16 protein-coding genes are annotated in these 14,476 nt (G+C 49.5%); 15 read left to right on the top strand and 1 reads right to left on the bottom strand.

The annotated features are described in order from the left end of the window. Positions 1-7: 7 nt before the first annotated feature. Entirely contained in the window at positions 8-814 is an 807-nt protein-coding gene (gene nikD / locus M3629_RS22735; RefSeq protein ID WP_251510565.1) for a nickel import ATP-binding protein NikD, read from the top strand. A 76-nt stretch (positions 815-890) separates the two neighbouring features. Next, a complete protein-coding gene (gene nikE / locus M3629_RS22730) occupies positions 891-1,691 on the top strand; it encodes a nickel import ATP-binding protein NikE (RefSeq protein ID WP_251510563.1) in 801 nt (266 codons plus the stop codon). A 123-nt stretch (positions 1,692-1,814) separates the two neighbouring features. Here the strand turns inward: nikE and M3629_RS22725 are convergent, their stop codons facing one another. Then, a complete protein-coding gene (locus tag M3629_RS22725) occupies positions 1,815-2,258 on the bottom strand; it encodes a hypothetical protein (protein ID WP_251510560.1) in 444 nt (147 codons plus the stop codon). A gap of 251 nt (positions 2,259-2,509) precedes the next feature. Here M3629_RS22725 and M3629_RS22720 point away from each other — a divergent pair, with 251 nt between their 5' ends. The 13 genes from M3629_RS22720 to M3629_RS22660 all read left to right on the top strand — a co-directional run bounded on the left by M3629_RS22720 (position 2,510) and on the right by M3629_RS22660 (position 14,355). Further along, positions 2,510-3,583, top strand: coding sequence for a phosphotransferase family protein (locus M3629_RS22720; protein ID WP_251510557.1), 1,074 nt, complete (start codon positions 2,510-2,512; stop codon positions 3,581-3,583). 46 nt (positions 3,584-3,629) lie between these two features. After that, positions 3,630-4,628: a glycosyltransferase gene (locus M3629_RS22715; RefSeq protein WP_251510555.1), complete on the top strand. Its 999-nt coding sequence runs from the start codon at positions 3,630-3,632 to the stop codon at positions 4,626-4,628. Positions 4,629-4,740: 112 nt separating this feature from the next. Beyond that, positions 4,741-5,025 (top strand): YesK family protein, encoded by a 285-nt coding sequence (locus M3629_RS22710; RefSeq protein ID WP_251510552.1) that lies wholly within the window; start codon positions 4,741-4,743, stop codon positions 5,023-5,025. Positions 5,026-5,134: 109 nt separating this feature from the next. Further along, complete coding sequence (locus M3629_RS22705) at positions 5,135-5,602, top strand: hypothetical protein (RefSeq protein ID WP_251510549.1); 468 nt, start codon at positions 5,135-5,137, stop codon at positions 5,600-5,602. A gap of 263 nt (positions 5,603-5,865) precedes the next feature. After that, positions 5,866-6,027, top strand: a complete 162-nt coding sequence (locus tag M3629_RS22700) for a hypothetical protein (protein ID WP_251510546.1) — start codon at positions 5,866-5,868, stop codon at positions 6,025-6,027. A 98-nt stretch (positions 6,028-6,125) separates the two neighbouring features. Continuing rightward, positions 6,126-8,309 carry a ribosomal protection-like ABC-F family protein gene (abc-f, locus tag M3629_RS22695; RefSeq protein ID WP_251510545.1) on the top strand — a complete coding sequence of 728 codons (2,184 nt, stop codon included), beginning with the start codon at positions 6,126-6,128 and terminating at the stop codon, positions 8,307-8,309. 623 nt (positions 8,310-8,932) lie between these two features. Next, a complete protein-coding gene (locus tag M3629_RS22690) occupies positions 8,933-9,457 on the top strand; it encodes a hypothetical protein (protein ID WP_251510543.1) in 525 nt (174 codons plus the stop codon). Beyond that, positions 9,457-9,903: a hypothetical protein gene (locus M3629_RS28725; protein ID WP_353056769.1), complete on the top strand. Its 447-nt coding sequence runs from the start codon at positions 9,457-9,459 to the stop codon at positions 9,901-9,903. Before M3629_RS22690 ends, M3629_RS28725 begins: the two co-directional genes overlap by 1 nt. 54 nt (positions 9,904-9,957) lie before the next feature. Further along, positions 9,958-11,388, top strand: a complete 1,431-nt coding sequence (locus M3629_RS22680; RefSeq protein ID WP_251510542.1) for a glutathionylspermidine synthase family protein — start codon at positions 9,958-9,960, stop codon at positions 11,386-11,388. Further along, complete coding sequence (locus tag M3629_RS22675; RefSeq protein WP_251510541.1) at positions 11,370-11,774, top strand: DUF350 domain-containing protein; 405 nt, start codon at positions 11,370-11,372, stop codon at positions 11,772-11,774. Before M3629_RS22680 ends, M3629_RS22675 begins: the two co-directional genes overlap by 19 nt. Before the next feature lie 113 nt (positions 11,775-11,887). Further along, a complete protein-coding gene (locus M3629_RS22670) occupies positions 11,888-12,835 on the top strand; it encodes a nucleoside hydrolase (RefSeq protein WP_154890084.1) in 948 nt (315 codons plus the stop codon). Between the two features lie 209 nt (positions 12,836-13,044). After that, positions 13,045-13,371, top strand: a complete 327-nt coding sequence (locus M3629_RS22665) for a PadR family transcriptional regulator (protein WP_090921618.1) — start codon at positions 13,045-13,047, stop codon at positions 13,369-13,371. Positions 13,372-13,377: 6 nt separating this feature from the next. Further along, positions 13,378-14,355 carry a permease prefix domain 1-containing protein gene (locus M3629_RS22660; protein ID WP_251510539.1) on the top strand — a complete coding sequence of 326 codons (978 nt, stop codon included), beginning with the start codon at positions 13,378-13,380 and terminating at the stop codon, positions 14,353-14,355. The last annotated feature ends 121 nt before the right edge of the window (positions 14,356-14,476 follow it).

The following is a 14,476-nucleotide window of genomic DNA, read 5'->3' as shown; positions in this document are numbered from 1 at the left end:
TGTGACGATGGACAAGGCGGAGATTGTACTTGAAGTGCGTGATCTAGAGGTTAAGATCAAGACAGCGAAGGGAGCCGTCCCGTTACTGGAACCTGTTCAGTTGACTTTGAAAAAGGGTCAGGTCTTCGGCCTTGTTGGTGAGAGTGGCTGCGGCAAGACGATCACGTGTAACGCGCTGATGCGCCTTCTTCATCCCCGCAGAATGGAAGCGTCAGGCAGTGTTCGTCTGAACGGACGGGAGCTTAGCAACTTATCTGAAGAAGAGATGCGGCGCATACGAGGGAGGGATATCGGATTTATTATGCAGAATCCGATGAATGCTTTTACCCCCGTATATACGATCGGCTCTCAATTCATTGAAACATTACGAACCCATACGAAGATGTCCAAAGCAGAGGCGCGGGAACAGGCCATTGCCGCGCTGGCTGATATGAAACTTCCAGACCCGGCAAAGTTGATGAAACGATATCCGTTCCAACTCAGCGGAGGTATGTTGCAGCGAGTGATGATTGCCGTTTCCATGTGTCTGCGGCCAGCTCTGGTGATTGCCGATGAGCCTACAACTGCGCTGGATGTCGTGAATCAGTTGAATGTGCTACGTGAATTGGATCGGCTTCGCAAGGAGCACGGTACATCCATTTTGCTGATCTCACACGATCTGGGTGTCATCTCACAGATGGCAGATGAAGTGGCCGTTATGCAGAAGGGACGAATCATCGAACAGGCCGATGTATACCAATTGTTCGATCATCCCCAGCATGAGTATACTCGGATGTTATTGAGTGCTCGGCCGAAACTGTCCATCGGTCGCTAAAGGTGAGAAGATGTGGAGTAGTGCGGAACTGTCTGGATACGTACTATTGAAAAGAAGGAAGGGGGCGGAGAACCGGATGTTACAAGTACATGAAGTAAGTCATAGCTATGGCAAGCGGAGCTGGCTCCAGCGTTCGGGATTGCGCCCTTCTGTTCTCGAAGATGTTTCACTTACGATTGAAGAAGGCATGTGTTTAGGGCTGCTTGGAACGAGTGGAGCAGGTAAAAGCACCTTGGGCAAAGTTATTCTTGGGCTGGAGAGACCCAGCCAAGGTCAGGTGTTATTTCAAGGCAAGGACATCTATCGAGCGGATAAAACGGTGCTTAAAGGGTTGCGGCGTGATCTACAGGTCGTTTTCCAAGACTGTTACTCTGCTGTAAATCCGATGATGACGGCCGCGCAGATTATTGGAGAGCCGCTGGACAATTACGAGCGCCTGTCTGCCAAGGAACAGCAGCGCATGATTGAACAGCTGCTCGTGCAGGTTGGGCTTACACCGCAGGACGCGAGCAAGCTTCCACATCAGTTCAGCGGAGGGCAATTGCAACGGGTCAATATCGCTAGAGCCATTGCCCTTAAGCCGAAGTTAATCGTGCTGGATGAATCGATCAGCAGTCTGGATATGGTGCATCAGACACAAATTCTGTCTTTACTGGCAGATCTGCGAGCAACGTATGGGCTGTCCTATCTGTTTATCACGCATGACATCCGCGCCGCACTGACGATCTGCGACAGCATCGCCGTGATGGATCAGGGAAGGCTGGTCTATACCGGGGATGCCACGGATTCCATCTTGGAGTCGGATCAGCCTGCTGTCCAGCAGTTGGTGTCGTCGATTTTGCCTGAGCATCCGTCAGGGAGAATTGTGTTTGAATAGGTGTGAGAAACCAAAACCAATTTGAGTTACCAAAAGAACCAAGTCGAATGATCGGCCTGGTTCTTTTTTTTTGTATGCATTGGATTCGGCTGGCGCTCAGTATTTTATTCTCTGGAAACCGTTCTAACCCTTCACCGCAAACTGATAAGATGAGGCAATAACCTCAACATAACTGTCATATCCGGGGACAAGGTAATGCTTCAGATCAAGCCGGTTTCGGGGATCAAATAGCGTTCTTTTCTCGTTTAGAATGATTGAATCTACGACCTGATAAAAGCCGGGATCGGGATGATAGCCGTTAGTCTCCCAGAAGGCGAGCACATCGTCTTGCTGGCTGATCCCTTGAACCTGACCTGCATGTAGCTCGAAGAAATTAACCGTGATGCAGCGCAGTTCAGCAACGGTGTCGAAAGTGAGTTCGATTTCTCGATAATGATCTAGAGGTACATCCCCACGCGTTTGCACATCTATACGTAAAGTTACACCGCCCGATTCGGTGTAGATGGCCTTCAGATCGGTTGTGGAAATGCGGAAATCTACTTTTTCAGGTATCAGTACAATGCTCATGTCGCTCCTCCTATGTAAATGTTCAAGCACCCTTAGAATCTGTCCTTCCATTATATCATTGTCTCCAGAGGAATCGGAAAGGAACGAATTGCACGGGTAGAAAAATTGCGGTCATAGTGCAGGCATGGGATGACGCACTTCTGATGCGCCTCTGCTTCCAGTAAGCCCACCCCCTTGCAGGCCGTTCATCTGCAACGTATGATGAATAGAAATCCTGTACGGAACGGTTAAGCAGAAAGGAGGGTGAGTTTATGAAGAGCATGGAGAACACGGAGAACATAGAAGGCTCGGAGAATTTTGAGGACGTGGAGAACATGGATAACTTTCGAGACATGCAGAAGATGAATCTTATGGAGCGCAACACACATCCAGAGCGCTGGGTGACATCCGAAGGGATACTAGATGAGAAGCAGATTACAGAGCGGCAGATTCTCTATAAGGGGATGAACGGCAGGTGTGTGGAACGATTTACTGTTCAATCTGGCCAGACTTATATTTTCAAACCGCTGACGAATCCTGCACAGCATGGACGAGAACGCTGGATGTACGAGCATGTGATGGCACAATTGCCACCCGTATATCCGCAGCTCATTGCGGCTTCGGACCAGGCGGCGACTCCGGAGCAGAGCTGGATGATCTACGAGGACGTGGGACAGCTGGAGCATCACTTGTGCGAATCGACGATGTTGAATGCTGCCGCACATATGGCGACTTGGCATGCACTGCCCGTTGCAACGTGGCAAGACCTGCCGCTAGTCGGGCATAAGCCGCCCATTCGGGATATGCTGCATGAACTGCTGCAGTACCCGTCAGCAACGGATAAACTGCTACGCGAACTGCATCTGACGTTGTCTGCAGCGGACTGGGACAGACTCACCATGTTGATCCTCACAGCAGAGGACGAGCTGCCGCTGGTGCTGTGCCATGGTGATCTGCACCCCGGCAACGTAGCCGAGGTGGAGGGTAGATTGGTCATTCTCGACTGGGAGCATGCTCACCTGAATACGCCATTGTGGGACGTATATCATCTGCTGGACTTGTCGCATCCGCTCTTTCCACGTACGATGACGCCGGGGCTTCGGGCGCGTGTGATGAAGGTGTATCTGGACAAGCTGAAGAGCCTTGGCGTGCAGGTTGAACGGGGTTCTTTTGCCCAATGGTACAATGCTTATGCGATTGTATTCTCGCTCTGGATGTTACGTCTGATCGACGGCGATTTACGGAATCCGGACTGTGTGTGGCCGCAGGAACAGCTGCGCAATCAATGGCATGAGACGGCTACGACGCTGGAGCAATGCATGAATCATCTGAACGAGGTAAGATAAAAGATTAGACGGTTGAAGTGCAATATGGAAATAAGGGGTGAAAAGTTTGCGTAAAGTCGGACTGGTTATGCGTAAAATTCAATTCACGGAGGCTCAGGGGCCGCGGGTGTTCGCGGATCGACTGAAGCAGATCGGGCTGGAGCTGGGCGTGGACGTTGTGTTCATCTCGCCGGAGCGTCATGTGAGCGGATACGACTGGCTACCGGGGTACGAGCATGAGAAGGGTGACCTGGTGAACTATGATATCGTGCTGGATCAGATTCATAGCCAAAATATTGAGCATGTGATCTATACGGTATCGGGATTTACATTTCTGAAAATGTTTTTGCCGAAAAGTGTTCTGTTTCCGCACAGTTTCCCTGACCCGGCACTAACCGGGTATGAGATGATGAAGCCATTCTATACGATGGTGGATAAAGCGATTGTGCAGACCGAGTTTTTGAAAAGAGAGCTGGGGCGCAATTTCGGCGTGCATGACGTGAGCGTCATTCCGATTGGCTTCAACGAAGAGCTGGCGCACCGCCATTATAACCCGAGTCAGGTCGTGCATAATCGCGTGCTCTGGATCGGGCGGGATGAGGCGAACCGCCGTCCCGACCTTGTGTTGGAATATGCCCGGCAGAACCCGGACAAAGAAGTGTACATGGTGTTTGGCGGTGTGCGCTACCAGGAGAGCATGAAGAAATACGATATCCCAAGTAACGTGAAGCTAAAGTTTGCACTTACTCAGGATGAGATATTTACGCTGATGAACTCGGCCAAGGTGTACTGGAGTTGTTCAGCGTTTGATACGTTTGCGATGCCACTGACGGAAGCGATGGCGATGGGGAAAATGGTCGTGAAACCCGAGCATGCCTGCTACGGACATATCAGGTCCACACATGCCTTTGCCGGCAACGAGGATAATTGGTTTGAACTGGTGAACATGGCCGCGGCTGCGCCGCGAAGTGTATCAGAGGACAATCGCGAGTATGCATTTGGTGCCTTTTCACGAACCATGATGAAGGAAGGGTATCGAAACTTTTTTGCAGACTGGTTGAAGTAAGAGATTGTAGTATAGATCAGTTTCGACGGGTGCTGTCCGTAAGATTAAAATTTAAAAAAACAGCTTTGTATTGACCCGTTATGGACTTTCCAGTTGTGAGAAGGAGGATATTATGGAAGTACTCATTCTGTGGACGCTTGGGATGTGGGTGGTGCAGCTGCTGATCGAATGGATTGTGTATCGGGCGCAGGGGCGTCAGATGACGTGGATTCAGTCCATTTTGCCGTGTCTCACGTTACTTGGCGGGGCAGTTGTGATCATGATCAGTATCAATATTGGTGGATGGAACGGTCTCGGGTATGCGTTGCTTGGGGCGGCACTAGGTACATCAGGATTGCTAACGCTGATCACAGTCGCGATTACAGCTCTGGTGCTTCGGCGTCGTGGTAGGCATTAATCAGGGGGATATTAGCGTATCGTTTCAGGAGCTTGATTCAGCAAAATGGCATACTGGCAACTTCACGAGGGGAAGTTACGGCTGCTTGGAAGAAGGAAAGGAACTTATAATGAACAATTTAATCATGGAACATTGGTCTGCCGAACAGCGAGAGATGCCAGGTATGAATTGCGTCGCTTTTGCAGATGGAACGGTCACCATTTTAGATATCCGCACATATTTCGACCCTAACAACAATGAGCGTACTCTGTCTGTTTCTCCGCTGTGTGATACGACGGTTGATAGTATTGTGAAGTACAATCCGTATTGCTGGACGATGGTTGATGCATGGACAAATGTGGATTATCAGGGTGGAGAAATCGTTGGCGGAGACGGGCAAATGGGGAATGAAGGCTTTATTGCTTGTATTGATGCAGAAGGTCGTTTGGTGTGGGGGATTTTTTTTGAGGATACCAACCCGATCAAAACGTTAAGTGTCAACGGTAATACCTTAATTGCGATCAATGAGCATGAGGAACTGCGCGTGGAGATCAATTTGCACAATGTAGTGGATATTCGGATGACTTATCTGGGGTAATTTGCCTTCCGGGTAGAAGAGCGGTAGAAATCGGAAGAAGAGCCGTAGAAAATAGAAAAAAGAGTCTTAAAAGGTCGTAGGAGTCAGTACGAGTAGTCGAGGGATGAAAAAGGCTGATAGAGGATAGCTGTATGAAAACGGTAGGTGCACCCACATAACAATGTCACAGACACATGACAGGGAGCTAGCTGCATGAGATGGTTGCAGAGATACAATCGATTGTGATATATTGACATTACTTATGACAAGGGAGGTGAAGACAGGTGAATCACGAGATGCTTAACAACCGTATTAGCCAGCTGCCGATTGCTATGGCTGGCATTGTTCACACTTTTTCGAACAACGGGAGAAGTCTGTCCAATTTTGAATATACGGAAGTTAACATGTACGAGAAGACGCCTGCCTTGACCTCATTCGGACGATAAGCATATTTGCTTGAATTCTGAAGGGCCGCGGAGCTAACCTCCTGCGGCTCTTTTTGTGTTGCGGTCGGGCTCTTCCACACCATAGGAGGAACCTTATTATGATGATTATTAGCGCGCAACAGTTGAAACAATATCACGGAGCACATCTGGTGCTGGACGGCATTACATTTGAAATTATGGAAGGCGACAAGGTGGCCCTGATCGGCCGCAACGGAAGCGGCAAAACCACCTTGATGCGTCTGATGGCCCGGATAAGCCAACCGGATGAAGGCCAACTGATGCTAAAAAAAGATACACGGGTCGGTTATGTCGCCCAAGTACCCGAAGGAATGGATGACCACACGGTGCTGGATGTACTGGGCCTTGGTTTTCGGGAACTTATTGCTTGCCGCACCCAGATGACCGAATTGGAGCAGCAGATGTCCGATCCCGCCTGTGCGGCAGATCCAGAGCAACTGGAGCGTCTGTTGAAGCGGTACGCAGCACTGCAGGAGCGGTTCGAACGCGAAGGTGGATACGAAATGGATGCACGGATTGACCAAGTCGCAGACGGGCTGGATATTGCGAAGGCACATTACGGCTGGCGGTTCGGTTCTCTTTCAGGCGGCGAGCAGACGCGTGTTGTGCTGGCTTCACAGCTTATCGTCAGTCCGGATCTGTTATTGCTGGATGAGCCGACGAACCATTTGGATCTGGAGCGGGTGGAGTGGCTGGAAGGATTTTTACGAGATTATTCGGGTACCGTCATTCTGATCTCACATGACCGCTATTTTCTGGATCGGGTCGTGACACGTACGCTGGAGCTGGAGGACGGAGAGGCCGAAATCGCTACGGGCGGATACACCGAATATATGAAGGTGAAGGAACAGCGGTTGCTGAAGCAGTTTGAGGAGTTCAAAGAGCAGCAGAAGGTTATGAAAAAAATGAAGGAAACGATCCGCCAGCTGGAAGAATGGGGCCGCGTCGGCGGTAACGAAAAGTTTTTCCGTCGTGCAGCCTCCATGCGCAAAGCGCTGGAGCGGATGGAGCAGGTGAAACGTCCTGTGCTGGAACGTCGTCATGCGGATTTTGATGTGCTTCCGACGGATCGGACTGGTAAACGTGTAGCGGTGCTGGAAGACGTGGAAAAACGATACGGTGACCGGGATATTTTACGTGGTGTATCTGCTCTGCTGGAATATGGAGATAAAACGGCTTTGATCGGTCGCAATGGCTCCGGTAAAACAACACTGTTCAAGCTACTGCTCGGTGAAGAACAGCCGGATGCAGGCAAGCTGGAATGGGGCGCACGCGTTGATGTGGGATACCTGGCTCAGCAGGAGGAACCTGTGAATCCCAAGCTGAACGTGCTGGAGTACTTCCGTCTGGAAGCAGGCGTGGAGGAAGGGGAAGCTCGTGGCATTTTGGCGCGATATCTGTTCTATGGTGCAGATGTTTTTCGTTCGGTAGGACAGCTGTCCGGTGGAGAGTGGACGCGTCTTAGACTGGCGTTGCTGGTACAGCGCAAACCGAATGTACTTCTGTTGGATGAGCCGACGAACCATCTGGATATTGCATCAAGAGAGGCGCTGGAGGATTCGCTCGCTGATTTTGAAGGAACCGTACTGGCTATCTCACATGACCGATACTTTGTGAACCGTCTGGCTTCCCGTGTCTGGGAACTGGAAAATGGGCAGTTAACGACATACCTTGGGGATTACGAAGCATATCGGGAGAAGAAGCTGGATTTGCAGGCTCGTGCAGCGAAAGAAGTTTCACAAGACCTTGGAGCAGGTAGTGCTGGAAACGGATCGAAAACTGGAAAAAGAGCAGCAGAAAAGGGAACCGGGACGGGGCTCAATGGGAAGTCAGCAGAGACGGGAGAGAGCAAAGGTGCCCGACTAAAAGCCGGAGGCGTCGGACATGATGCTGCATCTGCAAGCGGAGAGGTCATGTTGGAGCAAGCTCATACTGAGCTCGATGCTGGACGGGTGAATATGAATGTTGCAAGTGGGAATGGTGATTACAGTAGCAGTCAAAGCCGAAGTCGAAGTGATAGCAGTAATGGGAATAGTGACCACAGTAACAATCAAAGCCGAAGTGGTGGCAATCGTGGGAATCACGGGTCTGCTCAGCAACTGGAGCAGGCGATGGCTCGTATGGAGGTTCAAATTCGGGAACTTGATCAGCGACTTGAAGCATTAGCCAATGATTCGGTTGCTCTGGAGCAAGCCTGGAACGAGCGGGAGCAGTTATCGGCAGCATATGATGAGTTATTGGCTCAATGGGCTGAGATGGGATAGTGGACCGGATATGATGCAAGTAAAACATCTAAGACTCGTACCATGGGGTAAATACTAGGCTGATTGTTGAAGGTAAATAGCTATAACTGTAGGGAACTAACTGGAGTGCAAGGAAACTGAATAGAGCACAAAGAAACTGACTAGAGTACAAAGGACGTAAAGGGCTATCTCACGGTTGATGCATTTGGTGTGCATTGACTGACATGGGGCAGCCCTTTGCTGTGTGGTTGTGAATCAGAATATATTCTAACGATCGGAGGAGAGGCTATTTGGCTGATTTTTAGCGATTCCAAATTCTAACGATCACAAGGAACGTTATTTACTAAAAATGTGGAGCTTTTAGCCGATTTCACTGGTTTTTCTCCGAAATAACGTTTCTCCTGATCGTTAGAATTTGGAAAGGTTGTTTTTCCACCAAATAAGCTCTGTGGTGATCGTTAGCGCATGAGCAGGGGGGAAATGGGTAGGAAAACAGGTAACTACGCCGGGCATATAGGCTAGCAAGTACGCAGGGTGGAGTACAATGATAGAGAGAATCATATAAATGTCTGTGTTTCTTTTTACATGTCTCGGCGAATAGTGTAACTTTTTTCCTCCTCATGCGTTTAATACGTTTGTGTATATTGAATCGGCTCACCTACGAGCTTGCAGATTGGGAGGGAATCACCATCTATTATTCATTGATGTATCGCAGTTGGTCGGAGGATAAACAGGCAGAAACGGGCGTGCTTGAGCAGGCTTCAGTGACGCGGGATGAACTGTTTATGCGTAAGCTGGTGGATGCTACCCTGATGAAAAACAAACTATGGGCCCATCTGTCCAATGAGTGTCAGGATCGGCGGGATCACGCCATTTATGTGACTGCGTATGACCAGCAGATGCCGGAAGGGCATGGTGCTGCTATTGCGGATGCAGCGCTGGGCATGTGTAAAATGTCTTCCATGTACAGCCCGGAATATATGCTGTGGAATGGACGTTCCTTTGAGGAACTGGAGCTTGCGGAATCCTCGGGTTACACCATGGAACTGGCCGAGCAGCTGCTGGATCATTACATGGTACGCGAAGGCAAGACGTACGAGTTTTTGTACTCCGTGCTCGATGCGGATCGGAAGAAAGTACTGTTTTTCATGAAAGAGGTGGATCTGTAATGAAGGAAGAAGAGGTGCGAAAACCTGTATCCGGGCAAGTGTCCAGAAACGTCATCGGGGATGAAATTGCATTCACGTTAGAGCCTGGTTCTGAGACTGTAGTAGCATCTAGCAACGTATTAGAATCAGAATCATCATCTATTTTAGGCTCTGAAATAGGCTTTAAACCACACTCTACTCCAAGCGCCAAACCAGGCTCCAAAGCGAAGCTGGTTGCATTCTCGCTCATGCTGGCTGTGCCTGCGGTGCTTGCGGGATGTGGCAGTAGCAATGACGAATGTGATCCCGAATATGATACAGGCTGTGAGTACGACTCCAGCAGCGGTCATTACTATTACGGCGGATCTTCTTATCGCGGAAGCAAAGACGGCAGTAGCTCTTATAAAAGCTCAACCAAATCCAAATCGAGCGGCTTTGGCAGCTTTTTCCGAAGTTCGGGAGGTTAATGACATCATGAAGCAGGCAAATATTCTCCGCATCATCCGGGGGAGGTCGGTGGAATGAGGGAAATGTACTCATTGCCGTTCAGTCATGAGGAGGTTTTCGCGGGCGAAGCTGGTGAGCAAATTCCATATCATCGCATGTACGGCAAACAGTATTGTGTGCCCGCATTGACGGTTTATACACCGGAAGAACTGAAGGAGCTACACACTGCGGTGGAAGCAGTGGATGCGATTTACGGCAAAGTGATGCGTTTTATTCAGCGATATATGCCAGATTCGTTTCTGGAGAATGCACTTGGCATACATCCGGGGCTGATTCCGGCAGCGCGTATGGAGGCTGTTACAGGCGGAATCACTCGTCAAGACTGGATTATTGGCGAAGCTGGTTTGAAATGTATTGAAAATAACACCGACACGCCCACAGGTATTCCTGAATCGGCGGCACTTGAACACATTTTGATCGGACGGACAGAAGACCAGGCATGGACTGCACCCTCTGTGCATATGGATGCACGTATCCGAGATTGCTTCCGATCGTGGTTATCCTTTTATGCTGAGCAAGGGTTGCAGGGGCCAGTCACATTCACCTCTTACGGTGAGCATGTCGAGGATCGTACGAATACCACCTACCTGATGGAACGCTGTCGTGAGGCTGGATATGAGGTGTTATATGCTCCGCTGGAGGAGCTTGAGATTGTGCCTGGAGAAGCGCTGTATCATCAGGGCCGCGAGATTCAATTGTTATATCGGTTGTATCCGCTGGAATACCTGATTGGGGATCGGGACGAAACGACCGGTGTGGACATTGGCGCAGCTTTGATTGAACTGGTACGAGAAGCACAGCTTGGCCTGATGAATCCTGTCCAGCATGTGCTGATGCAAAGCAAAGGTTTTATGGCTGCGATCTGGTCGCTGTACGAGCGGAATGAGCAGACGCCAGAGTACTGTGGATTTACGCTTTTTGACGAGGCAGAGTTGGACGTGATTTCACGGTATTTGCTGCCGACCTACTTCACCGCGGAGCCGTTTGAGCAGAGCGATGCACCTTACGTAGCCAAGAGCTATTGGGGGCGCGAGGGCCGGGGGACACTTTTGCTGGATCATAGAGCAGTTCAAGATTCGGCAGCGAACACACAAGCAGATTCCCTTTCTTTATTGAATAGACAACTGGAGTCAGACATCAGAGGGGACATCCCTGCAGTCTTGAATAAGGATGATGACGAGGACGAAGAGGTTGCCGCCTATTACGAGAATCAGCCCAAAATATATCAGCAGCTCATGCCGATGGAACAGGCTGTAATCCAGACAGAGGATGGCGAATACAGCGGTTATTTGCTAACCGGTGTATTCGTAATCGGTGGACGTTTTGCCGGAATGTTGCCCAGGGTCGGGGAGAAGGTAACCGGAGATATGGCGTATTATTGCGCCGCTGCTGTGCGAGAACCGATAAAAGATGAGGAGGAGAAGGAATGGAAAAGCTGGGATTGAACCTCGTGAATGTTGCGGTGGGGATCGGCATTCTTTTAGTGGTATTAGTTGTGGGATATTTTGCGTTCAGCAAATTGACCCGGTATAACGACAGTGAGGAGATTGCCAAAGGCAACGAGGCGGCAGGTATGTACATGGGCAGCAAGCTGCTGGGTCTGTGTATTATTGTGGGTATGGTATCGTTCTCAACGCATGCATGGCTGGATATGCTGCTGTGGTCGGGGCTGGGTATCCTTATTCTGTGTCTGGTCTATATTATATTTGATTTCCTGATCCCGAAAATGCGAGTGTGTGACGAGATTGCACGTGGTAATATGGCGGTAGCACAGTTGTTACGCTCCGTGATCATCGGCGTTTCCATCGTCATTGGTACGTTTTTGATGTAAAATAAACCCTGACGTTTCGCGTAGATATGTCCATTGAATAAGTATGGTGATATAAACGAAGGTCGTTTGGCGGATATAGAACGAATATTATACAGAAGAAGGAGCGCGGTAGCATGAGAAGAGTCATCATTGATACGGATACAGCAGGAGACGATACGATTGCGATCCTGACGGCATTGCATCATTTTCAGGTGGAAGGCATTACGATAACCGGAGGGAACGTACAGTTTGACCAAGAGGTTGAAAATGCACTGTACACCGTGCAGGTTGCCGGACACGGCGGCAAGGTTCCGGTATATAAAGGCTGCGAGCGTCCACTTATGGCCTATGGTCAGGCTCAGCATCGTACGGTAGAAGATGTGCATGGCGATGACGGTATGGGCGGCGCGCATTTCCCCAAGGCAGATCAACGTCCCGAGAGCGGGCATGCGGTTGATTTTATTATCGAGAAGGTTCACGCACATCCTGGGGAGATTGAACTGCTGGCGATTGCGCCGCTAACGAACATCGCGATGGCGATTCAGAAGGACCCAACGATTATCCCTGAGATTGCTCATCTATATATCATGGGTGGAACGAACAATGCACTGGGTAATATCACGCCGGCGGCGGAGTATAACTTTTACGTAGACCCTGAGGCAGCCAAAATTGTACTTCATGCAGGCATTCCGATTACGATGGTTGGCTGGGAGATGTGTACTCAATATTCCGTTATGGATGATAACGATCATGCAGAGATTGCAGCACTCCGTACCTCGGGCTCCGATTTTTTCATTGCGATCAATAAAGTGGTCATGCAATTCAACAAGTCGGTACATAAATTGAACGGAACAACGCATCCTGATACCCTGTTAATGGCGGTAGCCGCAGAAGAGTCACTCATGACGAAGTCTGGTCATTACTATGTCGATGTTGAAGCGGCAGGAGAATTGACACGAGGATACAGCGTGGTGGATATCAACGGACGTTTTGGTAAAGCGCCAAATGTACGTGTCTGTGAAGCAATTGATCGTCCGAAGTTCAAGTCCATGCTGCTGGATGTGCTGACTGCCATTCAGTAACCGCATCGTTAAACGCAGAGCAGGAGAACCGTTTGTTAAATGGTTGACTGAACATGCATAGACTAAGGTTACAGCTCTTAAATCCGTACCTCTAATCAGGTGCGGATTTTTATTTTGCCTATTTTTAACTAAACTACTTCATCTGTCGTAGTAACTGTGCTATACTCAAACTACTACGACAGATGAAGTAATGAGGGGGAATACCTTTTGTGATTAGCAGTGACGTAATACGGGGGTATAATGATACGCTGATCCTCTACATGTTGCTTGAAGGAGAATCGTACGGATACGAGATTTCCAAGAACATCAGGCAACTGACCGATGAAAAGTATGTCATGAAGGAGACCACCCTCTATTCGGCCTTTACCCGCTTGGAGAAAAACGGATATATTGAGTCTTTTTATCAGGATGAAAGTCTGGGCAAACGCCGCACGTATTACCGGATCACGCCAGCTGGCCTGGACTACTACAGAGAAAAATGCGAGGAATGGAAGGTTACGCAAGAGGTCGTTAATCTGTTTATCAGGGAGCTGTGATCGGACATGGAGACAATAATGGTGTATCTGGACAATATGTTTGCGGGATTGCCGAGAAGTCCTGAGGTGGAGCGCATGAAACAGGAGCTTCTTTCGGGTATGGAAGATAAGTATCTGGAGTTAAAACAGGAGGGCAGATCAGAGAATGAGGCCGTTGGCATTGTGATCTCTGAGTTTGGCAACATCGAAGAATTGATGGAAGAGCTCGGTATTCAGACTGAGGATGCTTCGGAAACCTATCCAGTGCTGACCGAAGAAGAGGTTCAGGCCTATCTCGCGGCTAAGCGAAGTGCAGGCTTCTGGACGGGGCTGGGCGTGTGGCTGTCCTCGGCGGGAATAGCTTTTCTCATATTAATGGATACGCTGTTCGAGAGCTTAGGATCTTCATCAGATCAAGGTACGTTCGGCATTGGCTCTGTAATTGGCATGAGTGGTATGTTTGTGCTGGCGGCTGTTGCCGTGGGTATGTTCATCTATAGCGGTATGAAGCTGGGACGGTTCGAGTATATGGAGAAAGGGTTCCAGCTCTCACGTTCCCTGTTGATGACTATCCAGCGCAGTAAGGTAAGCTTTGCACTCACATATCGTGTGGCTCTTATTACGGGCGTGTGTCTGTGCATCCTGTCTCCTGTTTTCATCTTTGCAGGGGCCTATGTGAATGATACGTATGCGGCTTACGGTGTATCGGCTCTCTTGGCTACAGCGGGGATCGGTGTGTTTTTGTTTGTCTATTACGGTAATATTCAGGGCTCCTATACGACGTTGCTTGAGGATCAGCATCTGAATGCAGCCAAGAGAGAAGAGGCACGAGCAGTGCGAGCCGTTGAGGCTGTGGTTTGGCCACTCGCGACGGCGTTCTTCCTCTTTACCGGTTTCGTCTACCAGCGCTGGGATATTAACTGGGCGATTTTCCCGATTGTCGGCATTCTCTCCGGCAGCTTTAGCAATGTATATCACATGATGAAAAATAAAAAGCCATCCTGATTCCTTCACTGTGTTCTGGATCGAAAAAGTTAAAAATACGAAACCCGCCTTATTCAATCATATAAGGCGGGTTTTCACGTGCACAACGTTCCAGGACACGCAGTTATGAGTACGGAGTATG

The sequence above is a fragment of the Paenibacillus polysaccharolyticus genome, from assembly GCF_023714295.1.
GTDB classification, from domain to species: Bacteria; Bacillota; Bacilli; order Paenibacillales; family Paenibacillaceae; genus Paenibacillus; species Paenibacillus polysaccharolyticus_A.
Note: the sequence above shows the minus strand (reverse complement) of the source record. Positions and strands in the feature narration are given on the sequence as shown.